Source organism: Magnetospira sp. QH-2, assembly GCF_000968135.1.
Taxonomy (GTDB): Bacteria; Pseudomonadota; Alphaproteobacteria; order Rhodospirillales; family Magnetospiraceae; genus Magnetospira.
Map to the genome: position 1 here is coordinate 3,827,614 of NZ_FO538765.1, position 26,502 is coordinate 3,854,115.

Genomic DNA, 26,502 nt, shown 5'->3' on the forward strand with positions numbered 1-26,502 from the left:
AGCGGGGTAGCTTTAGGGGATGTTTTGCATCAGCTTTTCGGGTTTTTGGGCCACGATCATGTAAAAAACAGGGTTTTTCGCCGTTTTTGGGTCGCGTTCCTGCTCCTCCTGGTGCTGGCGGGCGGGCTTGCCGCCCCCATCCAGGCAGCGGACAGCCCGCGTCTTTCTGTGGCCTACTGCCAAGACTGCATCCCCTTTCATTTCAAGGACGAAAACGGCAAACCTGCCGGTATGATCATCGACCATTGGCGGAAGTGGTCGGAAAAAACCGGGGTCGGGATTGAGTTCGTCGCCGCATCTTGGAACGAAACCTTGGAAATGGTCCGCACCGGGGCCGCGCAGGTCCACGCGGGGTTATATTACAACGCGGAACGGGACCGCTATCTGGACTATGGGTCGGCCCTGCGCGAAACCGAGACCCATGTCTTCTTCAACAAAGACATCCCCTTGGTTTCCGAGGTCACCAAGCTTGCAGCCTATCGGGTTGGAGTGGTGGCGGGGGATTATGTGGAAGGTTTCCTCAAGCAGGAGATTCCGCAGGGCAGCGTCACCGGATATGCGGATTACGAAGCCCTTGTGGCCGACCTGGAATCAGGCGCTTTGAAAGTCTTTGCCGCCGATAAACCCACCGCCATTTATCATTTGGCCAATGCCGGACTGAGGGATGATTTCGCCCATCCCATCGATCGACCGCTCTACCGCAACGACTGGAAACCTGCTGTGCGGCAAGGAGATGCGGAAACTCTGGCGTTGATTGAAAAGGGCATGGCCGCCATCACCGAGGCGGAAAAAGAGGATATTGCCCGGCCCTGGCGTGCCGACACGGGCATCGGTCTGACCCCGTCGGAACGGGAATGGCTCGCCGCCCATCCCGTGATTCAGTTGGGATCGGACCGCGCCTGGCCGCCATTCGAGTATCTGGATGACCAAGACCGTCATCGCGGTCTCAGCGCAGCCTATGCCCAACGCTTGGAGAAGATCCTCGGCGTGACCCTCAGTCCGCCAGCCTCACTGACCTGGACGGAAAACATCACCCGGGCCAAGGACGGCCGGATCGATATGCTGACATCGGTGGCGCCGACGCCGGAACGGGAAGAGTTCCTGATCTTCACCAAGCCGTACATGACCTGGCCCAACGTCATCGCCACCCGCTCGGATATTCAGGATATCGGCAGTGTCGAGGATTTGGACGGACTTCGGGTTGGGGTGGTGGCAGGCTATGCCATCGAAGAGATCATGAAGCGCGAGCATCCCAGGGTGATAATCGTCTCGCACAAGGACATGCCGGAAGGCCTGCTCGCCCTGTCCACCGGCAAAACCGATGCCTTTGTGGATTCCTTTGGGACCATCAACCATTATGCCCGACAGATGCAATTGGGCAATATCGCTGTGGTCGCCCCAACTCCTCACATCATCGAAATCGGCTTTGGTGTCCGGGCGGACTGGCCCGAACTGGCCCGCATCATGGACAAGGCCCTGTCCGCCATCACGCCCGAAGAACGGGGACAGATGCTGGAGGCCATCGGTCTGCCGGCACAGATCCCGTTTGCCAAGGCACCCACCCGCGCCAAACAAAGGGCCAGTCGGGTTTCCGGGACGGAAGCGGTGGTCCTGGTCACGGTCTTTGTCGTCGTCGGCATCCTCCTGGTGACCCTGATCTGGCTCATCCGCGGACAAAAACGCCCGCTGCTGCGCAGCCTGCGGGGCAAAAGCCTGATGTTCATTGTCGGTGTATTCGTTCTGGTCGGCGGTTCGACCCTGTGGGTCATGGGCTATGTCAGTGATCGGATATCCGTCCAATTCGGACAGTACATCGCCGAACGCCATGTGCTGTGGCACAAGGAAAAAGTGCTCGGCACCATCAAACGGGAACTGGCACTGTCCAAACAGATGGCTGAATCCGAGATTCTCAGCCAGTGGATGCAAGACGAGAACGATCCGGACCTAGCCACCCGGGCCCGCCGCGAATTGCAGAGCTACCATGACAATTTCAACAATCATATCTATTTTGCCGGCGTCCGGAAATCGGGCCATTTTTTCTACGCCGACGAAAAGGTTGAACGGGTCGAGTTGGAGGTCGTCGATACGCTGTCCAGCCAAGACGAAGATGACGATTGGTTTTTTGCCAGCCTCAAGGACTCGTCACCTTACCACTTCAATGTGGATCACAATTCGGATTTGGGCGTGACCAACCTATGGATAAATTATGTCCTCCGCGAAGGCAGGAACGTCCACGGAGTGGTGGGCACGGGCATTCATCTGACCGATTTCATAGACGATTTCATCGCCTCGGATATTGATGACGTTACGGCGATGATGATTGGCAGCGGCGGCGCGATTCATGCCCACGCGGATGCGACCAAGATTGACCATAACGTTTTGGGCAAGTCGATGGACGACGATGCCGGGATCTGGGGTCTGCTGGGCTCAGATGAGGAACGCCAGTTGCTCCGCGATCGGATGGACAAGCTGAAATCCGGCGGGAAAGGGGCGGAAGCCATCTTTTTGCGCGTGGACGGCATCAATGGTCTGGTGGCCCTGTCTTATCTGGAGCCTCTCGATTGGTACAACATGGCGGTATTTGAGCCCAGTGCCCTGGTCGGACTCAATGAAGCCGGAACTCTGCTGGCGGCTCTTGTTCTCGCCTTCTCGATATCGGTGATTGCTTTCGTCGTCGGCCAGAACATCTTGGTCATCCGGCCCTTGAACCAGTTAACCCACGGAGCCCGCCGCCTGTCGGACGGCGACTATCATGTTCAGTTGGCTGTCGAGCAACAGGACGAACTAGGCGATCTGTCGCGGACTTTCAATACCATGGCCGCGACCATCGACGACTATACCAAAAATCTGGAAACCAAGGTCGATGAACGGACCCGCGAATTGTCCGAAGCCTACGAGATCATTACCGGCTCCATTGATTATGCCTCCCGCATCCAGCGCTCCGTTTTGCCCGAAACCGACGTCATGGATGACGATTTCCAGGACCATTTCATTATCTGGGAGCCCCGGGATGTGGTCGGCGGCGATCTCTATTGGCATCGCAATACGTTCAGCGGCCCGTTGATCATCGTCGCCGATTGTACCGGGCACGGTGTTCCGGGGGCTTTCATGGGCATGATCGCGACCGGCGCGCTCAACCATGCCCTGGCGGAAAACCCCGACGCGGACCCGGCAAGACTGTTGCAGCGGATGAATCAACTGGTCAAGGAATCCCTCGGTCAGGATCGCGATGATGGAGAATCCGATGACGGCCTGGAGCTGGGCATCTGTCATCTAGATCCCGAAGCCGGCGTGCTCCGCTTTGCCGGTGCCCGTTTTTCACTATTTGTCGGAGACCACGAAGGAATCAGAGAACTGTCCGGCGACAAGGCGGGCATCGGCTACCGCGCGGTGCCCGTGGACCAGACCTTCAAGGTTCAGACCATCGACAACCCGCAGGATTCAACCTTTTACATGTCCTCGGACGGTCTGATCGATCAGATCGGCGGCGACAGGCACCGCAGTTTCGGCAAAAAACGATTCCGGTCTCTTCTCGAGACCATCCGCCACCTTCCCCTGTCAGAGCAAAGGCAGCGGATTTTGGATGAGTTCGAAGCCTATCAAGGCCAGGAAGTTCGCCGCGACGATCTTTGCGTCGTCGGGTTCCGACCGCTGGTGCGATAAGAGGCGGATTCAGTCTTCTTCGATGACCTGTGTGACAAAACTGGCATGGTCCAGATCGTCGCCGAAATCCGCGCCCATTTCCTGCATGTCTTCGTCATCGGCCTGGTGGAGCCATATGATGGAAACGGTATTTCCCGCGTCGGCACAATTGTCCAGCCGATCAAACAGGCTATAGAGAACCTGTGCCGTACTGCTGTGAAAGTAGTTGAAGGCAAACCGAAACTCGATGGTCGCGCCACTCAGGCCCCGCAGGTGCTGGTTCAACGGGTCAATGACCGGATCATAGAAGGTTTTGACATTTTCAGGATAGGAATAGCCACCGATGAAAAAGCGGTTGGCGTCAAAATCAAAATCGATTTCCGGGTGGCTGCTCGTACCGGCAAGCTTGATCGGTTCCATTAAATCACTCTCCGAAGTCGCTAAAGTCTGGCCTTAAGAGCAAAGAATACTCCCACGCCGTTCAAATCCTGAAATTCATACTCGAATCCCTTGGTCGCGCGCATGGCGATTTCGATGAATCCCACACCGGCGCCCTTGCTGTCGGGCGGCGGTCCGTCGCGCAGGGTCTGCTTGTACAGGGCTTTCAGGCCGTCTTTGTCGAGACCCTGAACATGCTCGAGGTTACTGGCCAGGCGTTCGGCATCTTCGACCCGGACGATGTTGCCACAGATCACGAAATAGGCATCGTCCTCGCGACCCACCGCCATGACACCGTAGCGCATATCCGAGTCCTGCTCATCTTCGGCCATTTCAGTCTCGGCGGAATAGCGAATGATGTTCTGGCTCATTTCCACGACAATGGAGAAGACGCCGCGCGCCGTGGTGACATGCGCTTTTTCTATCTCAAGCTTTTTCTTGAGCGCATGGGCGATCCCGGTGAGAACCTCCTCGGTCATAAATCCGGCGAAGGAAAAGGACACACCGTCGCGGCGCATATGGTCCCGAAGCGACGTAATTTGATTAATCAGCATGAATTAGATCTCCAAACGTCAAAAACTAAAGCCGATAAGGGCAAGGTCATCAAGCTGATTCTCCGACCCACGGTGCGCGTGGAAGGTTTGCATCAGCTTTTTCCTCTGTTCGCCAAACTCCATCTGAGAAACCGAGGACAGGGTCTCCTTGAAACGGCGCTTGCCGAAACACCGTTTTTCTTCACCGCCAACCTGATCGATAAATCCGTCCGTGGTGAGATAGTAGGTCCGGGCCGGGTCCAAGGGAACCGAATGGGCCGAATAGGTCTGATCCATGCGCAGGCGGCCATAGCCGATCCCCTTACGGTCACCCTTGATTTCCTCGGACCGGGAGCCGTCGGAGGTAAAAACCGAGAACCGCGCGCCGCAGAATTGGAATTTCGAACGATCATTGGGGAAATAGCAGATACCGATCTCCATGCCATCACTGCCCTGCCCGTCGGCCACCTGCTGCGCATCCTTGAGAATCTGGTGCATGCGCTGGGTCAGCTTGCCCACGTCGCCAGGCCGAATTTCCGTTTGCGCCCGATCAAGAGCCCCGGTAGCCAGCATGGTCATCAACGCCCCAGGCACCCCATGGCCGGTGCAGTCTCCGAGGGCCAACAGCATGCCTTCGCCCCAGGGGCGTAGCCAATACATATCGCCGCCCACCACGTCCCGGGGCTTCCAGATGATGAAATGGCGGTCGAAGAAGGCATCGAAATCGGTGTGATGGGGCAGAACCGAGCGCTGAATGACGCTGGCATATTCGATTGACGCGCGGATTTTTGCCGTGCGTTCCTCGACCAGTTCCTCCAGGTGCGCCTGATAGCTCTTAATTTGCTGGTCCGCATCTTCCTGAGCGTCCTGAAGAGAATTATAGGCTTTGACCACCACGCCCAACTCGTCCGCGCTTTCCCACTGGACCCGGGGCCGGGATTGGTCGGCCTTGTCTTGTTCAATGGCCTGTTTGAGAAGATCCAAGGGCCGCCCGATGAACAAGCGTGTGGCGATGAGGGTAGAAAGCACCAGGGCGACGAACAGGCTCAACAGCACAAACCCATTGAATTTCAAATAGTCGTTCAGCGCATCATTGATCTGATCTCCGGTAACCGTAACCTCCAGGGTTCCCACCGGCTGATCATTGCCTTGTTCACTGAACAGGATCTTGGCGGACTGCCGGAACTCCGGACGCGCGGGAGCCTCCTCCGTGACGCCCATGGCGGCAAAGATTTCGCCGCTCTCGTCGCGCACGGTCACGCCAATGACATAGGGCAGATCCATGATCTGGCTGACCAGGGTCTGGGTTTCATCCGTATCGAATTCCCAGACCGCCGAGGCCAGACCGGTGCTTTGCACGGTCACCAGGTTATCCAGACGATCCAGCAGTTCGTCTTTTTGTTCGCCATAGAAGCTCCAGGTCTGAAAGCCAAACACCGTCAGCTCGGCAACCAGCACCAAGGGGATGAAAACCCCCAGGATTTTCATGGCGAGTTTTCCGGTTAGGGGTGCTTTCATCAGGGAACTCTGCGAATTTCAGAATAGGAACGCCCTTGATTGTGGTGGTCCAGCACGCGAATATCAAACGGTTTTTCCTCGTATCCCGATATCGGGAAAATACAGATCTTGCTTTGGTCCTCCAAAGAAAAGTGGATATGATCATTGCCTATTCTGGGCGCCGCTTCGCGGGGTCCGCGATCAGGTCATGTTAAGGGATCGGAAACGGCATGCTGCGCTTGATGATCGGATTGCTTTTGCTTGGGGGATTGCTTTGGGGACAGGGGACCCGGGCGGAAGATGGCGGATTGACCTTGGTCTCGGCCACCATGCCCCATGGGCTCTTGGAGGAAATCGACGGCAAGGTTACCGGCGCCTATGCCGCCTTTTTCCATGAAGCCTCCCGGCGTTCGGGTATCCCCATCAAGATTAAGCTGTTCCCTTGGGCCCGGGCGCTGAAGAACACGGAAAAGTCCAAGGAATTGCTGATCTTTCCGTTCACTCGCAATGCCGACCGGGAAGAGCGATTTTCGTGGATCGCCCCCTTGCTGGAAAACCCAGTATGCTTCGCGACGCTCGGGGCCAAGATCGATAGCCTGGATGACGCGCGCAACCTGAAACGGGCCATCGTCTGGCGCGGGAGTTCGCCGCAGACTTTTCTCGAAGCGCAGGGGTTCAAGAACCTGATTGAAACGGACAATCTGGCCCATCTCACCCGGATCCTTAAACGTTCACCCAATTCGGGTTGGGCCTTCAATTGTAATGAAGCCCAGACCTTCATCGACGGGGAGAAGAAGACTCTATCCCTGGTGGTCGGTGCACCGGTCTGGACGGAAGTCTCCTGGCTGGCGGGGGGCCGCTCTTTCGCCTCGACACCGGCTGTGGTGGCGTTCACCCAGGCCATGGATGCCTTGCGCGAGGAGAAATACCTGGAAAAGAGGCTTGCCGAGGTGGGTCAATGAGAAACGCGCGGATCGGAGGGTAGCCATGGTCTCCATTGTGCATCGCCCGTTCTTCATCATCGCTGTCCTTTCCTTGCTCATGGGATTTCCCGGGATCGCCCTGGCTCAAGACAAGGAAGTGGCCAAGGTCTGTTACCTCAACTGGGGGAAGCAAGGAGGTAAACACCTTCCGCAACAAGGCTTTATTCCCGATTTGCTCGCCACCGTGTTGCGCAAGGCCGGGTATGAGCCGATCATCGACATCATTCCCTGGGAACGCTGCCTGGAAATGGTCAAGCGCAAGACCTACGACTTCGTCGGCAGCTATTGGATCGGCGGAGAGATGGATCCATGGTACGACTATTTCCTGCCGACCACCGTGGATCGCATCAATTTCATTGGCACCAAGGGCGCCAATCTGAAATCAGGTCGGCTTGAAGATCTCTATGGCAAGCGTATCGGCTTTCTCAAAGGCGCCGGGGGACTGAAAAGTTTCCGCGATCAGATCGATCACTTCGAAGCCTTTGAAGTCAGCAACGACATCGCCATGATCAGGATGCTGAAAAACGGGCGGATCGACGCCATTCTAAGCAATAGCCCACATATCATCGGATTGGCCGAGACAGACTATCCGGAACTGGTCGATCAATTGGTCGTCCTGCAACCACCCGTCCAGACCAATATCGCCTCCCCGGCCATCGCCGTGGATAACCCCCGGCGGGTCGAGATGAAAAAGCGCTATAACAAAGCTTATCAGGCGCTGGTCGCCGAGGGAATCTATCAGCGACTGATGGAAAAGCACCAAATACGAGTCGAGCACACCATGACCGCCGATGATCTGAAGGTTTTCGAAGCCGCGCAGCGTTGAACGCTCCTTGGCGTTGGGATGGACCATGCCTTGAAGCCTGTCGGGTCCAATCGGACCCGTTGGACTGGCGCGACCCCACGGGAATCGATCATGGGGATCTCAGAGCTGATCCTCCGCCGGGTATTTGATCAAAAGACCGTGCTTTTTCATCATCTTTTCAAAAAAATCCGTCTTCCGTAGCGCCCCAAAGGCCTGGCTGAATCTCTCCATGATTTCCGCCTTCTTGGGGTGTTTTTTGGAAATCAGCGGCGAGGCGAGATTGAGTTGCAGCGGCGGTTCGAGAACCTTCATTTCCTTGCTTAGGCCGGGCTTGACCCCGTCCGCGGCGGCCAACAGCGCCAAGGGATCGCTCAGAATGATGTCCACCCGTTTGTTGGCCAGAATGCGGAGCATGGCGTCTTCGTAGTTGACCTTGGCCACATAGGAGAAAAGATCTTGGTTCTCGTAGAATTTCTCAAGGCCACCGGAAGTCGCCAAGTACCCCACGCGTTTGCCTTTAAGGGATTGGTTTTCAGCATCCTCAATGCCCGAGGAATTGAGCGTTACATAATTGATCCGGTCGATATGATGCATTCTCAAATAGTCGAAATCCGGATCAAAGGTCGGCCCGCGCCAGGCATCGGCCACCAGATCGAATTTCGTCGCCTTGGTCTGTTGGATGCAGCGGTTCCAAGGCAGGATGGAGACCTCCACCTGATAGCCCGCATGTTCGAGAATTTTAGTAACGGAATCCGGGATATATCCCAGATCAGGCAAAGCCTTGCCCCCCATGCTGCCCCATTCCAGGTAGCAGATCTTCAAGGTCTCTGACAAAGCAGCGCCCGAGGCACTGAAATAGGTCATACCTGCGATCAAAACGGAACCGGCGATCGTTTTACATTTCGCCTTATTGAAGATTTTCATTGCGATCCCCCATGGTTCAGGCCGGTCGTGTCCCGTGCCATCCAATTCGATGCCGATCATAGCGGAACGGTTTTTGTCGAGAAACCAAGAAACGCACAAGCGATCTCAACAGGGGTCGACCATGTGTCAGGTCAGGGGATATTCCGCCAGCGGCTCATAGAAGGCGCCTTCGCGGCTCAGATGACTGCGGAACAACGTGAAGCGCGATACTTCGAACGCCTCGGATAGGTATTGCGAGCGGCTTTCCAGAAAGGGCGCGGCCTGTTCCAGGCTCAGGTTCCTGGACCGGGCTAAAGTTACATGTGGCTTGAACTTTCGCGGTTCCGGCGGCATGCCGGCCCTGACCACCGCCGATTCCACCTTGCCAAACAGATGCATCAGGGGAGAGCTTTTGTCGGCGCCAGCCCACAAGGCTTTGACCTTGTTGCGCTTGTCGAAGCAGCCGACACCGGACAGGGCCATCATGAATCGCGGTGCATGGATCCCGGCCAAAGCGGCGTCCAGGTCCTCGGCCACGTCCTCATCCACTTCGCCGATAAAGCGCAAGGTCATATGGAAGCTGTGCGGCTGTACCCAGCGCACCCCGGGAACACCGTGACAGAGGCCCTCAAGCGAGGCCTGCACCGAGACCGGAAAAGGAATGCCGACAAACAGGCGAAACATGGCGGGGCTCCCGGAACGAGAGAAGTGAAACGAGTCTAACGGCGAATCACGGCGCCGGATAGGGATTGGCGTCGTGGATGGCTTCGATGGCGGCCAGGACCTCGTCGGACAGGGTCACGTCGATGCTGTCCATATCGGTGGCCAGCTGCGTGGTGGAAGTGGCGCCGATGATGGTGCTGGTCACGAAGGGGCGATCGGTCACATAGGCCAGCGCCATCTGCGCCGGATCCAGGCCATGGTCGCGGGCCAGGGCAACATAAGCGGCGGTGGCCTGTTGCGCCCGGTCATTCAGATAGCGACCGAAACGCTCCCAGATGGTGCAACGCGCGCCCGCGGGCCGGGCGCCGTTCAGGTATTTGCCGCTCAATACCCCGAAGCCCAGCGGCGAATAGGCCAGCAGCCCGCAGTCCTCGCGGATCGCCGCTTCGGCCAGACCCACCTCGAAACTGCGGTTGAGCAGGGAATAGGGATTCTGGATCGACTGCATGCGCGGCAGACCCAGGCTTTCGGCCAGGTTCAAATACTTCATCAGACCCCAGGCGGTCTCGTTGGACAGGCCCAGATAGCGGATCTTGCCCGCCTGTATTTGTTCGTCCAGCGCTTGCAGCACCTCGGCGAAGGGCGTGAAATCCTGGCCTTCCTTGTGCACATAGCCCAGCTGGCCGAAAAAGTTGGTTTCCCGCTCCGGCCAATGGAGCTGGTAGAGATCGATGACATCGGTATTCAGCCGTTTCAGGCTGGCGTCCACGGCGGCAGTGATATTGGCCCGGTCGAACTTCATGTTCGGGCGGATATGTTTGGAGAAATCAGAGGGCGCGGCGACCTTGCTGGCGATGATGACCCGATCCCGGTTGCCCCGTGCCTTCAGCCAGGAGCCGATATACCGCTCGGTGCGGCCCTGGGTCGCCGCCCGGGGCGCCACCGGGTACATCTCCGCCGTGTCGATGAAATTGATGCCCCGGTCCAACGCCATGTCCAACTGTGCATGGGCGTCGGCTTCGGTGTTTTGCTCGCCCCAGGTCATGGTGCCCAGGCAGATTCGGCTGACCTCGAGCCCGGTACGGCCCAGTTGTGTGTATTGCATGGCGGAAGAACTCCTGACGACGCTACAAAAATAGCGTCATTACCCCGGTATAACCATAGAGACGATTGTGTGAAATTTCCCCATTGGCGAAAAAACCGACCATGGGAATATCGCCCAGTACCTCGCGAACCAACTTGGATTCCGCCCCTTCCTCGCCGAACATATGCGGCCCCCGGGCCAGGCAGGACACATAGAGCGCGCCGCGCGGCGCGGAGGGCAGGCGGTTTTTGAGCTTGGTCAGGGTCTTTTTCAAATCCGCGCGCGCGCTTTGCGGATCCCGGCGCACGAACATCATGCGGTCGCCGGGATTCACCGTGTCGCCAACGCCGATCCAGCCACGCGAGGCATCAATCCCCAGGAGATTGCGCACCAGATAGTCACCGGTATCGGATCCTTCCACCGGCAGCGCCACATGGACATACCCGGCCAGCCGTGCCAGGTCGCGGGCCAGCAGTTCGCCCACGTCCTCTTTCAAGACCTCCAACGCCGGGCGTCCGTCCAGGCCCACCACCACATTGTCCAGGCAGTCGGAGATCACGTGCGAACCGGCCAGCGGCGCGCAGCCCTGGCTGAGCGACGTCATCACGGTCACCGCCGGATCGAATAAAACCCCCGACAGGCCGCCGCCGGTAACCGTATCGGCCACCGAATACTGCGCTTGCCGCGACGAGGTCAGGCCGCCGACCAGATACAGATTCAATTCCTCGCCCAAGGCGTCGAGAATGGCCGGAATTTCCGTATTGGTCGGGTCGCCATGGACGATGCCGAAGGTCGGCTGGTGCTCGGCGATCCAGGCCTGGGCCTTGGTCGAAAAGGCCAGGTCCTCGCTGTTCAACGAGGTAAAGGGCAAACAGGCGCTGTCGGGCAGGGATACCACCATCACCGCCAGCGCCGGACGGTCAAAGACCTCGCTACCGTCGCCATGAATGCCCCGGCCAAGGGTTCCCGACCAATGGGCCAGCCCGGTTTTCTGCCGCAAATAAGTCAGGATACTGCCCAGGTCCTCGGCCAGTGAATCGGTGGCATAGACAAGCCCCAACGCCGACCCTTCGGCCAGCGGCATCAGGGCATCGACGCAATCCTTGGCCGCGTGGGCCCAGTCCTCGGCGATGGAAAAAGCGGTCTTGAAAGGTTGGGTCATGGGATCTCCGCCAGTACCTTTTCCATATAGGGAAGCAGACCCTGCACCACCAGCCTCACCCCTTCGCCGTTGGGATGAATGCCGTCGTTTTGATTCAGCTCGGGCCGGGCAACCACCCCTTCGAGAAAAAAGGGTTGCAGCACCACACCATGCTTTTCCGCCAAACGCCCATAGAGCGGATCGAATTCAACGGCATAATCGGGACCCAGGTTGGGCGGGGCCCTCATGCCGACCAGCAGCACCCGGGCGCCCTTTTTCAACGCCGTATGGATAATCGAATCCAGATTTGCCTCGGTCAGCGCCGGATCGAGCCCGCGCAGGCCGTCATTGGCGCCCAGTTCCAAGAGCACCACATGGGGGTTGTCCGACAGCAACCAGCCGATTCGGGTCTTGCCGCCCGCCGTGGTATCGCCCGACACCCCGGCATTGATGACCCGGATGTCATGGCCTCGGGCTTTCAGGGCTTTTTCAAGTTGGAAGGTGAACGCGTCTTTCTCGGCCAATCCATACCCGGCGGTGAGGCTGTCGCCGAGGGCCAGAATACGCAGGGTTTCCGCCTGTGCGGGAAAACCAAGCAGTAAAATCAACAGACCCGCGTTGACAAGACGCCCGGCCAGGCCATATGCGGAAGGGAAGGGAGCCACCAAATCATGATCTCCGACAATTCGAACGAGGACGGCATCGACGGCCAAGCCGTGAGCCTGAAGGATATTCACCTCAGCCTGACGAGCGCCGCCGGATCGGTCAACATTCTTCGTGGGGTGGACCTGTCCGTGGAGCGGGGCGAGGCCGCCGGGATCGTCGGTCCCTCGGGCTCCGGCAAGACCACCTTGCTGATGGTCATCGCCGGGCTGGAAAGGCCTTCCTCGGGCGAGATTGCCGTTGCCGGAATCGATCTGAACGCGTTGAACGAGGATGAACTGGCCCGCTTTCGGCGGTTGCGGGTGGGCATCGTGTTCCAGAATTTTCATCTGGTACCGACCATGAACGCGCTGGAAAATGTTGCCTTGCCGCTGGAATTCGCCGGATTGGGCGATGCTTTCGACCGCGCCCGCGAGGGCCTCAAAGCGGTCGGCCTGGGCCATCGGCTGGACCATTACCCGGGTCAGCTTTCCGGCGGGGAACAGCAACGGGTTGCCCTGGCCCGGGCCTTCGCCCCGGAACCGGACTTGCTATTGGCGGACGAGCCCACCGGCAACCTGGACCATGACACCGGGGCCGTGGTCATGGACCTTCTGTTCGATTTGAAAACCCGCCTGGACACCACCTTGCTGCTGATTACCCATGATCCGGCCCTGGCCGAGCGCTGTGGACGGACCATCCAGGTGGCCGACGGGATCGTCACGTCTTGAGAGGGTTCTTGAAAGAGTGGCTGTTGGCTTTGCGCCTGGCCCGCCGGGAGCTGCGCGGCGGATTGGCCGGGTTCCGGGTGCTGATCGCCTGTCTGGCCCTGGGTGTCGCCGCCATCGCCGGGGTCGGGGCCATGAATGCCGCCATCTCCGAGGGCCTGCGCGCCGATGCCCGCAAGCTGTTGGGCGGGGACCTGTCCGCCAGGCTGATCCAACGATCCATCGATGCAGAGCATCGGGCGGCCTTCGACGCGGCGGGGACCCGCTCCGATGTCATCGAGATGCGCTCCATGGTCCGTCGCGCCGATGGCCAAGGACGCCGCTCGCTCATTGAACTAAAAGGCGTTGATGACCGTTATCCGCTGGTTGACCGGGTGACCTTGGAAAGCGGCGGCGGCCTGGACCAGGCCCTGGCCCAAAAAGACGGCCGCTGGGGTGCGGTGGTGGACAATAACCTGATGATCCGCCTGGACCTGAAACGGGGCGACCTGGTCAAGGTCGGGGCGGGGCAGTTCGAAATCCGCGACGTGATCAAGCGCGAGCCGGACCGGGTGGCCAGCGTGTTTTCTTTCGGACCCCGGCTGATGGTGCGGCTCAAGGCTCTGGATGACACCGGCCTGATCGTCCCGGGCAGCCAAATCCGCTATATCCATCGCCTGCTGCTGCCGCCAGGGGGCGATGGCACCTTGGTCAAGGCCTCCCTGGAAGAACGCTTTCCCGATGCCGGATGGGATTTGCGCACCACGGACAGGGCGGCGCCGGGTATTTCCCGATTCATCGAACGCATGACCCTGTTTCTGTCCTTTGCCGGTTTGACCGCCTTACTGGTGGGTGGGATCGGCGTCACCAACGCGGTGAAAGCCTATATGGATGGCCGGACCGAGACCGTGGCGACGCTGAAATGCCTGGGGGCTCCGGCACGGCTGATCTTCCGGATTTATATGCTGCAGGTCCTGGCCCTGTCCTCCGTTGCCATTATCATCGGCTTGGCCCTGGGGGCCGCCGTACCGACGGTGGCCGCCGTTGCCTTGAATGATTCCCTACCGGTGCGCATCGTGCCTGGTGTCTATGGGCTGGAGCTGGCCGCCGCCGCCCTGTTTGGCTTGCTGACCGCCGTGACCTTTGCCGTCTGGCCCCTGGCCCGTGCCCGGGGCCTGCCCGGCGGGGCCTTGTTTCGCGAGACCATTGCCCCCGCCGAGGGCCGCATTCCCTGGCGTGACAAAATGATTGTCGCCCTGGGCGGGCTGGCCCTGGCGGCGATGACCGTGGCCACCGCGCCGCGCCGGGATTTCGCCCTGTGGTTCGTCGTCGGCGCGGCCCTGACATTGCTGTTGCTGCGCGGCGCCGCCTGGGTCATCGCCGCCGCCGCCCGCCGCACTCACCCCAGCCGCCCGGCCTGGCGCCAAGCCATGGCCAACCTGCACCGGCCCGGCGCGCCCACGGCCAGCGTGGTCGTGTCCTTGGGTTTGGGGCTGACCGTATTGGTCGCCGTGGGTCTGATCGAGGGCAATCTGCGCCACCAGATCGAGCAGCGCCTCCCCGAACGGGCCCCTTCATTCTTTTTCATCGATATCCAGCCGGATCAGGTTGATCCCTTCGACGCCTTGATCGCCGGGCATGCGGGCGCCTCGGACCTGCAACGGGTGCCCTCGGTGCGCGGCCGCATCACCCATATCGACGGGGTTCCGGTGGATCAGGTGGATGTGGCCCAGGAGAGCCAATGGGCCATTCGCGGCGACCGGGCGCTGACCTATGCCGCCGCGCCCTCCCCCGACGCCAAGATCATCGACGGCCAGTGGTGGGAGGCGGATTACCGGGGCGACCCCTTGATCAGCCTGGACGCGGGCCTGGCCCGGGGATTCGGCGTCGGTATCGGTGATACCCTGACTCTCAACGTGCTGGGTCGGCGCCTCACCGGCACCATTGCCAGCCTGCGACGCATCAATTGGCGCACCCTGCGCTTCGATTTCGCCCTGATCCTGTCTCCGGGCATTTTGGAAGAGGCGCCCCATGCCCATATCGCCGCCGCCCATGTGTCCCAGGACCGCGAAGAATCCCTCGAACGGGCCGTGGCCGATACCTTCCCCAATATCTCGGCCATACGGGTGCGCGAAGCACTGGACGCGGTGAGCGGAATCCTTGCCGGGATCTCTCAAGCGGTGCGGGCCATTGCCTCGGTAACCCTGGTAGCGGGGATGCTGGTGCTGGCGGGCGCCATTGCCGCCGGACGTACCCGGCGCTTGCAAGACGCGGTGGTGTTCAAGGTCCTGGGCGCCACCCGAGGCATGATCCTGCGCATCTTTTTGCTTGAATACGGCCTGCTCGGCCTCGCCACCGGCGCTGTCGCCGTGGCCCTGGGCAGCACCGTCGCCTGGGCGGTGATCGTGCATTTGATGAATGCCGAATGGGTGTTCCTGCCCGCCGTCGCGGCGCTGACCGCCGTCTTGTGCCTGGCCGCCACCATCGGCCTGGGCTTCGTCGGCACCTGGCGGGTGCTGGGCGAAAAGGCGGCACCGCATTTGCGGAATGAGTGATCGCTTGAAAAGTGCATACCGTCTCACCATTGATTTTTGTCGCCGTCCTGCCATATTGAATTGAGCAACGTAACTATCTTTGGAGTGAGGAAACTCATGGCTGTCAATCAGAACGACCCGTTCCAGGCGCGCAGTCGCGCCGACCACATGAGCCCGGCCGAGGCCCATGCCGCCGGAATCGACGTCGGCCTGCGCAAGTACATGCTGGGTGTCTACAACTACATGGCCGGGGGCGTGGCGCTCACCGGCGCGGTGGCCTACCTGGGCGCCAGCACGCCCGCAATTCGCAATTTGATGTTTTCGGTGGGCGCCGACGGGCGCATCGGCATGAACCTCATGGGCTGGGCGGTCATGTTGGCCCCCTTGGCCTTCATCCTGGTGATGAGCTTCGGTGTCAACAAGATGCGCGCCTCGACCCTGCAAATGGTGTTCTGGGCCTTTGCCGCGGTGATGGGCCTGTCCATGTCGCATATCTTCCTGACCTACACCGGGGTCAGCGTGGCGCGGGTCTTCTTCATTTCGGCGGGTTCCTTCGCCGCATTAAGCCTCTTTGGCTATACGACGAAAAAGGACCTGTCGGGTTTTGGTTCGTTCCTATACATGGGGCTGTTCGGTATCATTATCGCCAGCGTCGTCAACATCTTCATGGATAGCTCGGCGCTGCACTTCGTTATCTCGGTGGCCGGTGTGCTGGTGTTCGCCGGGCTCACCGCCTACGACACCCAGAAGATCAAGTCCATCTACTCGGTGACCGATAGCGGCGAGGTGATGGGCAAGAAGCAGATCATGGGCGCCGTGAACCTGTATCTGGATTTCGTCAACTTGTTCATGATGCTGCTGCATCTGTTCGGCAATCGCGATTAAAGCGCAAGTCGCTTCCAGGCAAACATCAACCCCCGAAGGCGACGCCTTCGGGGGTTGTTCGTCTTTCAAGCCTTGGGGCCAGCCCGTAAGACTTAGACCTCGTAAGGCCTGAACACCATGTCGCGCAGGGTGACGATGCCCATGGGCTCGCGCTTTTCGTCCAGCACCATGGCCCGCGATACATGGAATTTAGTCAGCAACCGCATGGCATAGCGGATATCCATGTCGCCATGCACGGTGATCACCGGCTTGCTCATCACCTCATAGACGTTGACCCGATCCGGGGATCGATCCTCGGCCATCACCTTGGCAGCGATGTCGCTGACGGAAATCAGGCCATACTCGTCGTTCTTGTCCCGACGCTCCACGGCCAATGACCCGGTGGTATGGCCCCGCATCATATCGATGGCGTCTTGCACCGTCGCCGTGCGGGCAATTTTGTGAATGCTATGGGTCATCACGTCGGTGACCCGGACTAGGTCCGTCATGGTATTCGCTCCTTAGATCTTGCTGTCGACTTCTTCCAGCAGGGTCGGCAATTGGGTTGTCAGGCCTACTGCATCGTCAATGCCTATTTCAACGGCGATGCCGGCGCCTGGTTCACTATCGAAATGCCCGGCCTCGGCAATGGCTTCCAGGATCGGCCGGGCCATGGGCGCGGCGACCAAGAACAAGACCAAATCCCGCTGTGCCGCCAAATCCAGGCCAAGAAAGGTTTTTTCAGGTTTCAGGCCCTCGCCGCGGGCGCCATTGAGGATCGTGGCGCCGGTGGCGCCGGCATCGCGGGCTGCATCCATGATTTTCTTGGTTTTACTGTCGTTCACCAGAGCGATAATCATGCGGAGGTTCATGTCTTGTCCTCTTGCGTGGTTTTATTCAAGTGCCTTTTTGCCAGCCAGGTGGTGAGCTGTGAGTAGCCCATCACCGTCATCATCGGGAACAGGCTGGCGAAGGCGATCAATCCGAAACCGTCAATCAGCGGACTGCGGCCGGGAACACTGGTCGCTAAGCCAAGTCCCAGGGCGGTTACCACCGGGACCGTCACGGTCGAAGTGGTCACGCCGCCGGAATCATAGGCCAGCGGGATAATGGTGCGCGAGGCCCGCCACGTCTGCAGAATTACGATGGCATAGCCTGCCATGATGTACCAATGCAAGGGCGTTCCTGTGATAATGCGGAAAGTGCCGAGCGATACCCCCACCGCAACCCCCAAGGCCACCGCCATACGCAGCCCGAAAGCCTTCAGTGTACCGCCGGAAACCTGCTCGGCTTTCAAGGCCACGGCGATCAACGCCGGTTCGGCGACGGTGGTGGAAAAGCCGATGGCAAAGGCAAAGGCATAGATCCATCCATAGTCTTTCCAGGTGGCCAGGGTTGCGTCTTTGATCTCCAGAAAGGCCGGGTTGGTGAGCTGTTTGGCCATGGTCTCGCCGATGGGGAACAAGGCTTCTTCCAGGCCCACCAGGAACAGCGCCAAACCAATTATTACGTAGGCGAATCCGCCGAGAATCTTCGGCAGGTTAGGCGGCATTTTGCGCAATACGGCGACTTGGAAAAAGAACAGGATGACCGCGATCGGCAGCACGTCCAAAATGGTCGCGAACAGGGTCTCGGCAAGGGTGATCAGCAGATCCATCAGAAGATCATCCCATAAGCCAGAACGAAAATCATCGGTGTCAGACTGGCAAAGGCGATGAGTCCGAAGCCGTCGATCATCGGATTGCGGCCCTTGATCATGCTCGACAGGCCGACACCCAGGGCGGTCACCAGCGGCACGGTGATGGTCGACGTGGTCACGCCCCCGGAATCATAGGCGATGCCGATGATTTCCTGCGGCGCGAAAAAGGTCATGAAGACGACAATGACATAGCCGCCGATGATCAGATATTGCACCGGCCAGCCCTTGATGATGCGGAACACGCCAACCATCAGCGCCACGCCCACGGAAAGGGCCACGGTCAGGCGCAGGCCTTGGGCATAACCCGATTGCGCCTCGTCGGTTTTTTCGATCACCCCGGCCACGGCGGCCACTTCGGCGGCCTCCTTGGCTACCGCGATCAGGGCCGGCTCGGCGGCGGTTGTGCCGAATCCAAGGCAGAAGGCAAAGGCCAGAAGCCAGAACAGGCTACCCTTGGAAGCAAAGGCATTGGCCATGGATTCGCCCAATGGGAACAATCCTTGTTCCAATCCCTGCACGAACAGCGCCAGACCGAGCACCACCAATGCCAAACCGATGGCCGTTTGCGCCAGATTGGGAAAGGGGGTTTGCAACACCGCCACCTGAAAGAAGGCGATAACCATGACGATGGGCGCCAGATCTCTGACGGCATCGACGATCAAACCTGAAAAACGGGCCAGAAATGGCGCCATGGAGACCCCCAGCGGCTCAGAATTCCAGTATAATCAACTGGATGAGGGTCGTCCAGCGAATGAATTACAGATTACGTCCCAATCAGGTGCAAAACCACCCGTCGGCTGTGGGGCCGGGCCCGATGTTCAAAAAGATAGAGGCCTTGCCACGTGCCAAACAACGCCTGACCCTCGGCCACCGGCACGGCAAGCGAAGTATCGGTCAGCGCACACTTGATATGCGCGGGCATGTCGTCGGGGCCCTCGTTGCGATGGGTGTACCAAGGTTCGTCTTCTTTCACCAGACGGCCAAAAAACTGGTCCAGGTCCCGCTGCACCGAAGGATCCGCATTTTCCTGAATGGTCAAGCTGGCAGAGGTATGACGGATGTAGATGGTCAGCAATCCCCTTTTCAGTCCGGTGCCATGCACCCAACGCTGGATATCGCCGGTGATTTCATGCAGTCCTCGCCCCCGGGTTCGGACTTCGATTTGAGTCTGATCCTGTTCCATGGCGACTTTTTATCATGGCCTGCTTATGGGATCACCCCCGAGGAGTATGGTGCACTGCACAAAAAGCATTGACACCTGGATTGGCAAAGCGTACATAGGAAATATGTTGCGGTGCAGCATGGTGCTGAACCGGCATGGTTCGGGAATGCCTACGGGGTTCCCGACAGTGAATCGCTTAACAGAGAAAGGATTCGATCATGTACACCAAGTTTGAAGACGTCGTCGCCCTGACCCAGGCTTTCGCCAAGTCCTACACCGCCGCGGTAACCGCCTCCAGCGAGGCCGCCAAGGCTGGATCCGAAGCCATCGCCAAGACCCTGGTCGATCAGAGCAATGCCACTGTTTCCCGCGGCATCGCCGTGGCCAAGGAACTGGGCGCCGTGAAGACCCCGGACGCGCTGGTCAAGGCGCAGACCAAGTTTGCCGCCGAGAGCCTCGATCTGGCCTTTGTCAATGGCAAGGCCCTGGCCGACCTGAGCGGCAAGGTTGCCGAAGACGTGACCGGCCCGCTGGCCGCCCACGCCAAGACCGTTTGGGAGAAATTCCCCAAGGCCGCGTAACGCGCCAAACGATCTCCCCCCTCGGGCCCCTGACCCGAGGTATTTGACACCCCCTCCAATCCCCCCGGAGGGGGTGTCTTTTTGGACGTGATCAATAAAAAACGCCGCCGGATTGCTCCAGCGGCGCTTTTTTTGAACCGAGAAAACGGATCGGCTTACTTGGCGGATTCGGCCTCGATGTAAGCGATCACGTTGTCGATGTCCTTTTGCTTCTTCAGACCGGCAAAGGCCATCTTGTTCTTCGGTACGAAGCCCTTCGGGTCCTTCAGATAGCTGGTGATGGTTTCCTTGTCCCAGGTCAGGCCGGCAGCCTTCATGGCATCGGAATATTTGAACTTCTCGACGGTGGCGGAAGCGCGACCGATAACGCCGTGCAGGGACGGACCAACCTTGTTCTTGCCCGGCTTCATGTCATGGCAGGCCTTGCACTTCTTGAAGACCTTCTTGCCTTTTTTGGCATCGCCGGCGTCGGCGGTACCGCCCAGGGCGAGAACAGTGGCGAAGGCCGCGAGGCCGAGGGTCAGGGTTTTGGTCAGCTTCATCTTAAATCTCCGTGGCTGCAATCTTGGAACATTTCAGTTTTAAGAGGGGCCGGTAGCTTGAATCCAACGACCCTGTTAAGCGCGTTTGCATGGGATATGTAACGGATTCATGAGAATGGTTCCAGCTTTGGCTAAATTTTTTTGTTTTCGCCTCGATGAGAGCTAATATCGGCCCGAGGGAACCGGAAGCGACCCTGGGACCACTCAGGGGGACGCCGATCTTTTTTGAATGAAGGGTATTACCGTGTCAAAACCATTGTTATGGATCGCTCTGGCGGCCTTTTTTCTGGTCAGCGGGGCCTCGGGCGCGCATGCATTTTGCGTGACCAACGGGATCAAGGGATCCTTGCATGTGGAATCGCTGGGCTCCGACGGGTTTGTCGCGGACATCGTCCCCATGGCCCAGACCTGCTGCCCGACCTCTCAATGCGCCAAGCCGACGACCCTCTTGATTGTCAGCGGCTATGTGCCGGTGGCCGAAGGACGCCCGGGCTGGACCGCCGAATGCCGGGCCAAGGTGAAGCCGGGCAATACAATCAGTGTCACCGGGTCGGTGAAAAAAATTACCTGCGGCGGTCAATGACTCCATGAATCCCGGCATTCCCGTTTTTCCCGGTCCGTCCAACGATCCGGACGGCCCCCTGGTGGCCGCCGCTCTGGGCGGAGACGGGCGCGCTTTCGGGCGTCTGGTGGAACGGCTGCGCGACCGCGTCTATCGATTTATTCTGCGCAAGGTCAACAATGTGCAAGATGCGGAGGACCTGACCCAAGACACCTTTCTGGAGATTTATGCCAAGCTGGGCAATTACCGGGGTGCCTCGCGATTTTCCACCTGGGTGATCGGCGTGGCTCTCAATCTGAGCCGCAATCATGTTACCCGCCGCCCGGAACGCCGCTACCGCATGGAATCCACCGATGAACTGGGCGACATGACGGACAATAGCGCCGGTCCTCATGAACAGGCCCGCTCCCACGCCTTTGCCACCGCCGTCACCAGCGCCATGGATACCCTGGGCGAAGAGGCGCGCGAAGCCCTGCAATTGGTCACCCTGGAAGAGCTGGATTACCAAGAAGCGGCGGAAATCGCCGGGATCCCGGTCAATACCATGAAAACCCGCGTGTATCGCGCCCGCAAGGCCCTGCGTGAAGCCATGCACACGGCGGGACAAGAAGATTTTCTTGATCCATGAAACCTTTTGATCGGTTTTCGCCACTCACTCAGGCGAAGGAAGGACCCGAGCCATGACGGCCATCGACGAATATACCGAGGAATTGCTCAGCCGGGGTCTCGACGGGGACCTGGACCGGGCGGAAATGCGCAGCCTCTACCGGGCGGCGGCCCACGAGCCCGCCGTGCCCCGGGAAATGGGTGCGCTGGCGGAATTGGAAGACGGCTTGCGGCTTGCCGATGTTGCCTTACAGACCTTGCAGCCTTCTCAAGAGCTGGTGGACCGCCTGAACCAGAGCCTCGCCGTGCGCCCCAAAGAGGGGTGGTTCACCCGTTTGTGGCATTGGCTGCATGCACCGGGCGGCATTTCCTTTCAGCCTCTGTCGTTCGCCGGGGGCGCTGCTTTGGCGGTGGGACTGGCCTTGGCGGCCATGCCGGTGGTGACCCAGTATACCCCGGGACTACAACGGCTTTCGGTCAGCGATTTGCGGTTCGTGGATGCCCGCGCCGATGTGGATTGGACGTATCAGTTCGTCCTGCGTCCGGGCCAAACTACCCGGGTGGCGTTGGACCTGGGAGACACGTTGCCCCTGCGCATGCAGTTCGAGGCCCCGGAACCGACACCGGTCACCTTGACCCATGAGGCATCCGGCCTGAGCCGGGATACACAACGGCGCATGATCGTTGACGGCATTATGTACGCGTCGCTACGCGACCCGCAGCCCGGCGACGTGGTTCAGGTGCGCAATGGCGGTGAGGTCCCTGTATTGGTCTATGCCTACACCAACGGCTACGGCGGTTCCTGGGTCACCGGCGGCACCGGCCAGGCGCTATAATCTCGGCCATACCCTCATAAAATGATGCAATACCGTTCGCCTCCGGATAACGAGGGCGCCCCCCGCGAGCGCCCTGCCTATTGTAATGCGTCACGGTTCTTGGCATCCAACAGCACCTGCGTGAAGAGGCTGAGCAGCGGCATATCGAGGCCGTCGGTCATGTCTTTCATGATCAACAGCGCCTTTTCAGCGGGCATGGGATCCTTATAGACCCGACGATCGGTCAAGGCGCTGAAGATATCGACGATGGAAGCCATGCGGGCCAATTCGTTGAGGTTCTTGCCGATGATCCCATGGGGATAACCGGTGCCGTCGAGTTTTTCATGGTGCTGTTCAGCGATGATCCGCACACCGCGCGGGATTTCGTCGCTGCGCTTAAGAATCACCTGGGTGATATCCACATGGCTGCGCATGACGTTCCATTCGTCGTCGGTCAGTCGACCCGGTTTGTTGAGCACCTCGTGGGGAATGGACATCTTACCGATGTCATGCACCAACCCGCCCGAGGCCAGGGTCTGAAGCTCATCATCGCGGAACCCGGCGGCATGGCCAAAGATGGTCAGGAACGTCGCCACTCGCAGGGAATGGACGTAGGAATAGTTGTCGTGACCCTTGACGTTGGTCAGAATGTCGGAAAAGCACTGATTGTGCACCGCCTTGACCAACGGGTCACAGCTGTCTTGCACGTCTTTATAAGGAATTTCCGAACCTTCGCTGATCAAATCGGAGATCTTGTTGAACACGCCGACGGTTTCCTGCAAGGCCGCCTTCTGCACCGGCTCGATCTTCTCCCAGGAAGCTTCTACACCCGAGTTGACCTTGTCGGATATGGCGCCGAGCAACGTGCTGCGCTTGAACGGCTTGCGCAGGAAGGTGTCGACTCCGAGACGCTTGGCGTCCTCGATAAATCCAGCATTGTGGCGGTCGAGCAGGCAGACCACCGGCAGATCTTTCAGGGCTTCCTCGGATCGCAGACTTTGCAATACCGCGATGCCTCCCCGGGGCGGCGCCAATTCGTCGAGCAGCAGTACCGCCGGAGGCCGTTGAGCCATGCTGTCAATGGCTTGACCACCGCTGGTGAACTGGAAGGTTTGATAGAAGGACAATAGAGAATCGGAAATATCCATCTGCACGCGTGGATTACTCTCGATCACGCAGACGGCAATTTTCTTGGCAACTGTGGCGGGCAGGGCATCGAGGCGACTGGACGCCGTGGCGGCGGAACTTTCCCCCATGGAGGTGTTTCCAATTATTATTGTGTCTCTTTACCCCTCTATTTAATCACTTCGACACCGAAAGAACCACCCCTTCAAGCTGATGAAATGCAGGGTTTTTCTACCTCCTTTGCATGATTGTTACGCTTTTATGTATGCGTAGACACCAGCCCCAACCACTTTAGCGTTTCCTCCACACTGGACGATTTGGGACCCGGCTGCGGGTCGGGACGGCGGAGAGTCAGGATCGGCAGGTCCAACTCCCGCGCGGCGATGATCTTGGCCATGGCCGCGTCGCCCCCGGAATTCTTGCTGATCAGCAAATCCACATGGTGGGTTTTCATCAAGGCGATTTCCGCCGAGGCCCGCAGTGCCGGAGGGCCGATGATCAGGTCATACTCGGGCAGCGACAGGGGGGCCACCGGTTCTGTCAGCAGCCGTACCAAGAATTGACAGCCGGTGACGGAGGCAAAGTCCGCCAAGTTCTTGCGGCCGATGGTCAGAAACGGGCGCCGGCCGGTCTGCGGTAACAAGTCGGCGGCCTGCGCCCAGGTCTCCACATCGATCCAATGGTCGCTGTCCAACCGCTCCCAGCCGGGCCGATATAGCTGCAGGCGGGGGATTCCGGCGGCAATACAAGCCTCGCGAACCTGTTTGGAGATCCGCGCCGCATAGGGATGGGTGGCATCCACCACCAAATCGATGAAAGATTCGTCGAGATAGCGGATCAATCCCTCCGTGCCGCCGAATCCGCCCTTGCGGACCTCTCCCGACGGCAAAGCAGGGTCGTCCGTGGCCCCCGCCAGAGAAGTGGTGACCCGAAAGGCGTCGGCGGCGATGCGGGCCAGGATCCGGGCCTCGCCGGTCCCGCCGACAATCAACAGATGTCTACGCCGCATGGCCGACCCCCGTTCCCTCGCGATCGACGATCAGGATCTCTACCCGGGTTTCCGGCTTGAGATGGGCGCGCGCCACGCACAGGGCCTGTCGAGCAATTTGGTCGGCGAGCGCCGGACCCTTCCGGTCGAGGATCTCGGCGGCCGTATTGGCGTCGGCCAACCGGGAATCACCCGCCAGGGCCGCCAGGGCCGCCATGTCCACCCGCGAGGCGGAGGAATGCAGATTCAGATTCCCCTGCGCCAGCTTGACCATCTTGGCAAAGCCTCCGGCAATACACAGAAATGGGACCGGTCTATGGCGCAGGTACTTGAACAACGCTCCGGCGAATCCGCCCATGTCGAGCACCGCCTCGTCCGGCAGATTCAGGCGGACCCGGGCCGCCGCCTCGGAAGCCCGGCCGGTGGCGGCAATCAACCGGTCGTGGCCACAGGCCAGGGCCACATCGACGCCGCGATGCAGGCTGTGGATCCAGGAATCAGCGGAATAGGGCACCACCACGCCGGTGGTTCCCAAAATCGACAGGCCGCCCACAATCCCCAGTCGCCCATTCAGAGTCCGGGTCGCCAGATCGGCGCCACCGGGGATCGACAGGGTAATGGTGACCGCGGGCTCCATACGCCATTCGGCGGCCAACCGGGCGATATTGTCTCCGATCATACGGCGCGGCGCCGGATTGATTGCCGGTTCCCCCACCGCCAACCGCAAGCCGGGCCGGGTGATGGTCCCCACGCCTTCTCCGGCCCGAAAGGTGATGCCGGACTGATCGCTCTTGGCCACATGAGCGACGATTTCGGCCCCATGGGTCACGTCCGGATCATCCCCGGCATCCTTGATCACCGAAGCCCGGGCACTGAACCGGTCCAAATGGGTCCGGTGCAGCGGAAAACAGGGAGTCAGACCACGCGGCAGGTGAATGGTCACGGGATCGGGGAACCCACCTCCCATCAACGCACCATAGGCCGCCGTGGCCGCCGCAGTGGCACAGGCGCCGGTGGTCCAGCCTTTGCGGAGGGGGTTTTGGGGATCCGGTCGCATGGGCGCAGTCTACCCTTCCCCCACAAGGGACTCCAGGATCCTTGAGTTTGGTATAACATAACATTATCATGGTTCCCTTCTTGGCTTTCGCCCCGGCGCCGGGGTATGAAAGGTCTGCTCACAACAAGGACCGACCCCCGTTGGACGAAAATTTCTTCATGCAAACCCTGCTGGAATCCGGCCTTGCCCATTGCAAGGTGGTGGCGGTGGACAACTCCGGCCTGTTGGTCAGCCTGTTCATGGCCGGGCTGCTGGGCGGTCTGACCCATTGCATCGGCATGTGCGGGCCTTTTGTGCTGTCGCAGGTGACCGCGCGCCTGGAGGCGACACCCGCCTCGGCCATGCGCGAATGGCAGCGTCTGACCGGCGCGGCGCTGCTGCCGTATCACCTGGGCCGGATGACCACTTACATGGCCTTGGGTGCCGGAATCGCGCTGCTGGCCGGAGGGGCGGTGTCGCTGACCGGCTATCGTTGGCTTTCGGCACTGTTGCTTGGCCTGGCGGCGCTGTTCTTCATCGGTTATGCCCTGCGCGCCCTGGTGCCCAGCCTTTCGCTCATGGGCAGTGGCGGCAAAGGGGAAAGCTGGTGGTCGCGCAACGTGGGGAGAGTCGTCAAACCCCTGTTTTCCCGCCCTTTGGGATGGCGCGGTTATCTGTTGGGGTTGGCATTGGGGTTCATCCCCTGCGGATTGCTCTATGGCGCCCTGGCGGCGGCGGCATCGGCGGGCGACCCCCTGGCCGGGGTGATGGCCATGGGTGCTTTTGCCATCGGCACCATGCCCAGCCTGCTGGGGGTGGGCCTGGCCGGGCACATGGCCGGATTGCAATGGCGCGAGGGCCTAATCAAGGTGGCGCCGGTTCTTTTGGTGGTCAATGCCGCCATTCTCTCGTATATGGCTTGGCAAATGCTGGCCGTGTGAGTGCTGACT

General features: G+C 59.7%; 29 protein-coding genes. 11 read left to right on the plus strand and 18 right to left on the minus strand.

Annotated elements, in window-relative coordinates; translation table 11 throughout:
* Positions 1 to 12: 12 nt before the first annotated feature.
* Entirely contained in the window at positions 13 to 246 is a 234-nt protein-coding gene (locus MGMAQ_RS21490) for a hypothetical protein (RefSeq protein WP_252508743.1), read from the minus strand.
* Between MGMAQ_RS21490 and MGMAQ_RS17920 the strand changes: the two genes are divergently transcribed.
* Complete coding sequence (locus tag MGMAQ_RS17920; RefSeq protein ID WP_252508733.1) at positions 169 to 3,663, plus strand: transporter substrate-binding domain-containing protein; 3,495 nt, start codon at positions 169 to 171, stop codon at positions 3,661 to 3,663. The genes MGMAQ_RS21490 and MGMAQ_RS17920 overlap by 78 nt on opposite strands.
* Positions 3,664 to 3,672: 9 nt before the next feature.
* Here MGMAQ_RS17920 and MGMAQ_RS17925 read toward each other — a convergent pair whose 3' ends face one another.
* The 3 genes from MGMAQ_RS17925 to MGMAQ_RS17935 are packed head-to-tail and all read right to left on the minus strand — an operon-like array spanning position 3,673 to position 6,101.
* Positions 3,673 to 4,062, minus strand: a complete 390-nt coding sequence (locus MGMAQ_RS17925) for a DUF1987 domain-containing protein (RefSeq protein ID WP_046022624.1) — start codon at positions 4,060 to 4,062, stop codon at positions 3,673 to 3,675.
* A gap of 20 nt (positions 4,063 to 4,082) precedes the next feature.
* Positions 4,083 to 4,634 carry a SiaB family protein kinase gene (locus MGMAQ_RS17930; protein ID WP_046022625.1) on the minus strand — a complete coding sequence of 184 codons (552 nt, stop codon included), beginning with the start codon at positions 4,632 to 4,634 and terminating at the stop codon, positions 4,083 to 4,085.
* Positions 4,635 to 4,652: 18 nt separating this feature from the next.
* The gene (locus tag MGMAQ_RS17935; RefSeq protein WP_046022626.1) at positions 4,653 to 6,101 is read right to left on the minus strand and encodes a SpoIIE family protein phosphatase; all 1,449 of its coding nucleotides are present in this window, start codon (positions 6,099 to 6,101) and stop codon (positions 4,653 to 4,655) included.
* Positions 6,102 to 6,340: 239 nt separating this feature from the next.
* On the opposite strand from MGMAQ_RS17935, the gene MGMAQ_RS19975 reads away from it, so the two are divergent.
* Together MGMAQ_RS19975 and MGMAQ_RS17945 are read left to right on the plus strand one after the other, a co-directional pair.
* Entirely contained in the window at positions 6,341 to 7,072 is a 732-nt protein-coding gene (locus tag MGMAQ_RS19975; RefSeq protein WP_052716531.1) for an ABC transporter substrate-binding protein, read from the plus strand.
* 25 nt (positions 7,073 to 7,097) lie between these two features.
* Complete coding sequence (locus tag MGMAQ_RS17945) at positions 7,098 to 7,919, plus strand: ABC transporter substrate-binding protein (protein WP_046022627.1); 822 nt, start codon at positions 7,098 to 7,100, stop codon at positions 7,917 to 7,919.
* A gap of 99 nt (positions 7,920 to 8,018) precedes the next feature.
* On the opposite strand, the gene MGMAQ_RS17950 is transcribed toward MGMAQ_RS17945, so the two are convergent.
* The 5 genes from MGMAQ_RS17950 to MGMAQ_RS20815 all read right to left on the minus strand — a co-directional run bounded on the left by MGMAQ_RS17950 (position 8,019) and on the right by MGMAQ_RS20815 (position 12,354).
* Entirely contained in the window at positions 8,019 to 8,882 is an 864-nt protein-coding gene (locus MGMAQ_RS17950) for an ABC transporter substrate-binding protein (protein WP_148561016.1), read from the minus strand.
* Between the two features lie 66 nt (positions 8,883 to 8,948).
* Positions 8,949 to 9,485 (minus strand): RNA 2',3'-cyclic phosphodiesterase, encoded by a 537-nt coding sequence (thpR, locus tag MGMAQ_RS17955; RefSeq protein WP_046022629.1) that lies wholly within the window; start codon positions 9,483 to 9,485, stop codon positions 8,949 to 8,951.
* A gap of 46 nt (positions 9,486 to 9,531) precedes the next feature.
* Positions 9,532 to 10,569: an NADP(H)-dependent aldo-keto reductase gene (locus tag MGMAQ_RS17960; protein WP_046022630.1), complete on the minus strand. Its 1,038-nt coding sequence runs from the start codon at positions 10,567 to 10,569 to the stop codon at positions 9,532 to 9,534.
* Positions 10,570 to 10,591: 22 nt separating this feature from the next.
* Positions 10,592 to 11,710 (minus strand): FIST C-terminal domain-containing protein, encoded by a 1,119-nt coding sequence (locus MGMAQ_RS17965; protein ID WP_046022631.1) that lies wholly within the window; start codon positions 11,708 to 11,710, stop codon positions 10,592 to 10,594.
* Positions 11,707 to 12,354 carry an arylesterase gene (locus MGMAQ_RS20815; RefSeq protein ID WP_252508656.1) on the minus strand — a complete coding sequence of 216 codons (648 nt, stop codon included), beginning with the start codon at positions 12,352 to 12,354 and terminating at the stop codon, positions 11,707 to 11,709. The genes MGMAQ_RS17965 and MGMAQ_RS20815 overlap by 4 nt, the downstream gene beginning before the upstream one ends.
* A 6-nt stretch (positions 12,355 to 12,360) precedes the next feature.
* Here MGMAQ_RS20815 and MGMAQ_RS20820 point away from each other — a divergent pair, with 6 nt between their 5' ends.
* The 3 genes from MGMAQ_RS20820 to MGMAQ_RS17985 all read left to right on the plus strand — a co-directional run bounded on the left by MGMAQ_RS20820 (position 12,361) and on the right by MGMAQ_RS17985 (position 16,457).
* On the plus strand, positions 12,361 to 13,062 hold the full coding sequence (locus MGMAQ_RS20820; protein WP_046022632.1) for an ABC transporter ATP-binding protein: 702 nt from the start codon (positions 12,361 to 12,363) through the stop codon (positions 13,060 to 13,062).
* A 23-nt stretch (positions 13,063 to 13,085) separates the two neighbouring features.
* Positions 13,086 to 15,593, plus strand: coding sequence for an ABC transporter permease (locus MGMAQ_RS17980; RefSeq protein ID WP_252508657.1), 2,508 nt, complete (start codon positions 13,086 to 13,088; stop codon positions 15,591 to 15,593).
* 96 nt (positions 15,594 to 15,689) lie between these two features.
* Positions 15,690 to 16,457, plus strand: coding sequence for a Bax inhibitor-1/YccA family protein (locus tag MGMAQ_RS17985; protein WP_046022634.1), 768 nt, complete (start codon positions 15,690 to 15,692; stop codon positions 16,455 to 16,457).
* 92 nt (positions 16,458 to 16,549) lie between these two features.
* Here MGMAQ_RS17985 and MGMAQ_RS17990 read toward each other — a convergent pair whose 3' ends face one another.
* From MGMAQ_RS17990 to MGMAQ_RS18010, 5 genes are all read right to left on the minus strand, one after another.
* Positions 16,550 to 16,945 (minus strand): CBS domain-containing protein, encoded by a 396-nt coding sequence (locus MGMAQ_RS17990; RefSeq protein ID WP_052716532.1) that lies wholly within the window; start codon positions 16,943 to 16,945, stop codon positions 16,550 to 16,552.
* 12 nt (positions 16,946 to 16,957) lie between these two features.
* Positions 16,958 to 17,308, minus strand: coding sequence for a P-II family nitrogen regulator (locus MGMAQ_RS17995; protein ID WP_046022635.1), 351 nt, complete (start codon positions 17,306 to 17,308; stop codon positions 16,958 to 16,960).
* Entirely contained in the window at positions 17,305 to 18,093 is a 789-nt protein-coding gene (locus tag MGMAQ_RS18000) for a DUF1538 domain-containing protein (protein WP_046022636.1), read from the minus strand. The genes MGMAQ_RS17995 and MGMAQ_RS18000 overlap by 4 nt, the downstream gene beginning before the upstream one ends.
* A complete protein-coding gene (locus tag MGMAQ_RS18005) occupies positions 18,093 to 18,827 on the minus strand; it encodes a DUF1538 domain-containing protein (protein WP_046022637.1) in 735 nt (244 codons plus the stop codon). The genes MGMAQ_RS18000 and MGMAQ_RS18005 overlap by 1 nt, the downstream gene beginning before the upstream one ends.
* Positions 18,828 to 18,898: 71 nt before the next feature.
* Positions 18,899 to 19,318, minus strand: a complete 420-nt coding sequence (locus MGMAQ_RS18010) for a secondary thiamine-phosphate synthase enzyme YjbQ (RefSeq protein WP_046022638.1) — start codon at positions 19,316 to 19,318, stop codon at positions 18,899 to 18,901.
* A gap of 197 nt (positions 19,319 to 19,515) precedes the next feature.
* Between MGMAQ_RS18010 and MGMAQ_RS18015 the strand changes: the two genes are divergently transcribed.
* Positions 19,516 to 19,878, plus strand: coding sequence for a phasin family protein (locus tag MGMAQ_RS18015; protein WP_046022639.1), 363 nt, complete (start codon positions 19,516 to 19,518; stop codon positions 19,876 to 19,878).
* A gap of 155 nt (positions 19,879 to 20,033) precedes the next feature.
* Here MGMAQ_RS18015 and MGMAQ_RS18020 read toward each other — a convergent pair whose 3' ends face one another.
* A complete protein-coding gene (locus MGMAQ_RS18020; RefSeq protein ID WP_046022640.1) occupies positions 20,034 to 20,420 on the minus strand; it encodes a cytochrome c family protein in 387 nt (128 codons plus the stop codon).
* 244 nt (positions 20,421 to 20,664) lie between these two features.
* On the opposite strand from MGMAQ_RS18020, the gene MGMAQ_RS18025 reads away from it, so the two are divergent.
* The 3 genes from MGMAQ_RS18025 to MGMAQ_RS18035 are packed head-to-tail and all read left to right on the plus strand — an operon-like array spanning position 20,665 to position 22,424.
* Complete coding sequence (locus MGMAQ_RS18025) at positions 20,665 to 21,003, plus strand: hypothetical protein (protein ID WP_148561017.1); 339 nt, start codon at positions 20,665 to 20,667, stop codon at positions 21,001 to 21,003.
* Positions 21,004 to 21,007: 4 nt separating this feature from the next.
* Positions 21,008 to 21,610: an RNA polymerase sigma factor gene (locus MGMAQ_RS18030; protein ID WP_052716533.1), complete on the plus strand. Its 603-nt coding sequence runs from the start codon at positions 21,008 to 21,010 to the stop codon at positions 21,608 to 21,610.
* A 52-nt stretch (positions 21,611 to 21,662) separates the two neighbouring features.
* Positions 21,663 to 22,424: a hypothetical protein gene (locus tag MGMAQ_RS18035; protein WP_046022642.1), complete on the plus strand. Its 762-nt coding sequence runs from the start codon at positions 21,663 to 21,665 to the stop codon at positions 22,422 to 22,424.
* A 77-nt stretch (positions 22,425 to 22,501) separates the two neighbouring features.
* On the opposite strand, the gene MGMAQ_RS18040 is transcribed toward MGMAQ_RS18035, so the two are convergent.
* The 3 genes from MGMAQ_RS18040 to MGMAQ_RS18050 form a co-directional block, all read right to left on the minus strand.
* Positions 22,502 to 23,659 carry an HD-GYP domain-containing protein gene (locus MGMAQ_RS18040; protein ID WP_046022643.1) on the minus strand — a complete coding sequence of 386 codons (1,158 nt, stop codon included), beginning with the start codon at positions 23,657 to 23,659 and terminating at the stop codon, positions 22,502 to 22,504.
* A gap of 128 nt (positions 23,660 to 23,787) precedes the next feature.
* Positions 23,788 to 24,537, minus strand: a complete 750-nt coding sequence (locus MGMAQ_RS18045) for a cobalt-precorrin-6A reductase (RefSeq protein ID WP_046022644.1) — start codon at positions 24,535 to 24,537, stop codon at positions 23,788 to 23,790.
* Positions 24,527 to 25,573, minus strand: coding sequence for a cobalt-precorrin-5B (C(1))-methyltransferase (locus tag MGMAQ_RS18050; protein WP_046022645.1), 1,047 nt, complete (start codon positions 25,571 to 25,573; stop codon positions 24,527 to 24,529). Before MGMAQ_RS18050 ends, MGMAQ_RS18045 begins: the two co-directional genes overlap by 11 nt.
* A gap of 158 nt (positions 25,574 to 25,731) precedes the next feature.
* Between MGMAQ_RS18050 and MGMAQ_RS18055 the strand changes: the two genes are divergently transcribed.
* Entirely contained in the window at positions 25,732 to 26,493 is a 762-nt protein-coding gene (locus MGMAQ_RS18055) for a sulfite exporter TauE/SafE family protein (RefSeq protein ID WP_148561018.1), read from the plus strand.
* Positions 26,494 to 26,502: the final 9 nt, after the last annotated feature.

Excerpts from the sequence above, each read along its gene's own strand:
- MGMAQ_RS21490 (WP_252508743.1), bottom strand. The coding sequence starts at position 246 with ATGGTCGATGATCATACCGGCAGGTTTGCCGTTTTCGTCCTTGAAATG.
- MGMAQ_RS17925 (WP_046022624.1), bottom strand. The coding sequence starts at position 4,062 with ATGGAACCGATCAAGCTTGCCGGTACGAGCAGCCACCCGGAAATCGAT.
- MGMAQ_RS17930 (WP_046022625.1), bottom strand. The coding sequence starts at position 4,634 with ATGCTGATTAATCAAATTACGTCGCTTCGGGACCATATGCGCCGCGAC.
- MGMAQ_RS17935 (WP_046022626.1), bottom strand. The coding sequence starts at position 6,101 with ATGAAAATCCTGGGGGTTTTCATCCCCTTGGTGCTGGTTGCCGAGCTG.
- MGMAQ_RS19975 (WP_052716531.1), top strand. The coding sequence starts at position 6,341 with ATGCTGCGCTTGATGATCGGATTGCTTTTGCTTGGGGGATTGCTTTGG.
- MGMAQ_RS17945 (WP_046022627.1), top strand. The coding sequence starts at position 7,098 with ATGGTCTCCATTGTGCATCGCCCGTTCTTCATCATCGCTGTCCTTTCC.
- MGMAQ_RS17950 (WP_148561016.1), bottom strand. The coding sequence starts at position 8,882 with ATGATCGGCATCGAATTGGATGGCACGGGACACGACCGGCCTGAACCA.
- thpR (WP_046022629.1), bottom strand. The coding sequence starts at position 9,485 with ATGTTTCGCCTGTTTGTCGGCATTCCTTTTCCGGTCTCGGTGCAGGCC.
- MGMAQ_RS17960 (WP_046022630.1), bottom strand. The coding sequence starts at position 10,569 with ATGCAATACACACAACTGGGCCGTACCGGGCTCGAGGTCAGCCGAATC.
- MGMAQ_RS17965 (WP_046022631.1), bottom strand. The coding sequence starts at position 11,710 with ATGACCCAACCTTTCAAGACCGCTTTTTCCATCGCCGAGGACTGGGCC.
- MGMAQ_RS20820 (WP_046022632.1), top strand. The coding sequence starts at position 12,361 with ATGATCTCCGACAATTCGAACGAGGACGGCATCGACGGCCAAGCCGTG.
- MGMAQ_RS17985 (WP_046022634.1), top strand. The coding sequence starts at position 15,690 with ATGGCTGTCAATCAGAACGACCCGTTCCAGGCGCGCAGTCGCGCCGAC.
- MGMAQ_RS17990 (WP_052716532.1), bottom strand. The coding sequence starts at position 16,945 with ATGACGGACCTAGTCCGGGTCACCGACGTGATGACCCATAGCATTCAC.
- MGMAQ_RS17995 (WP_046022635.1), bottom strand. The coding sequence starts at position 17,308 with ATGAACCTCCGCATGATTATCGCTCTGGTGAACGACAGTAAAACCAAG.
- MGMAQ_RS18000 (WP_046022636.1), bottom strand. The coding sequence starts at position 18,093 with ATGGATCTGCTGATCACCCTTGCCGAGACCCTGTTCGCGACCATTTTG.
- MGMAQ_RS18005 (WP_046022637.1), bottom strand. The coding sequence starts at position 18,827 with ATGGCGCCATTTCTGGCCCGTTTTTCAGGTTTGATCGTCGATGCCGTC.
- MGMAQ_RS18010 (WP_046022638.1), bottom strand. The coding sequence starts at position 19,318 with ATGGAACAGGATCAGACTCAAATCGAAGTCCGAACCCGGGGGCGAGGA.
- MGMAQ_RS18015 (WP_046022639.1), top strand. The coding sequence starts at position 19,516 with ATGTACACCAAGTTTGAAGACGTCGTCGCCCTGACCCAGGCTTTCGCC.
- MGMAQ_RS18020 (WP_046022640.1), bottom strand. The coding sequence starts at position 20,420 with ATGAAGCTGACCAAAACCCTGACCCTCGGCCTCGCGGCCTTCGCCACT.
- MGMAQ_RS18030 (WP_052716533.1), top strand. The coding sequence starts at position 21,008 with ATGAATCCCGGCATTCCCGTTTTTCCCGGTCCGTCCAACGATCCGGAC.
- MGMAQ_RS18035 (WP_046022642.1), top strand. The coding sequence starts at position 21,663 with ATGACGGCCATCGACGAATATACCGAGGAATTGCTCAGCCGGGGTCTC.
- MGMAQ_RS18040 (WP_046022643.1), bottom strand. The coding sequence starts at position 23,659 with ATGGGGGAAAGTTCCGCCGCCACGGCGTCCAGTCGCCTCGATGCCCTG.
- MGMAQ_RS18045 (WP_046022644.1), bottom strand. The coding sequence starts at position 24,537 with ATGCGGCGTAGACATCTGTTGATTGTCGGCGGGACCGGCGAGGCCCGG.
- MGMAQ_RS18050 (WP_046022645.1), bottom strand. The coding sequence starts at position 25,573 with ATGCGACCGGATCCCCAAAACCCCCTCCGCAAAGGCTGGACCACCGGC.
- MGMAQ_RS18055 (WP_148561018.1), top strand. The coding sequence starts at position 25,732 with ATGCAAACCCTGCTGGAATCCGGCCTTGCCCATTGCAAGGTGGTGGCG.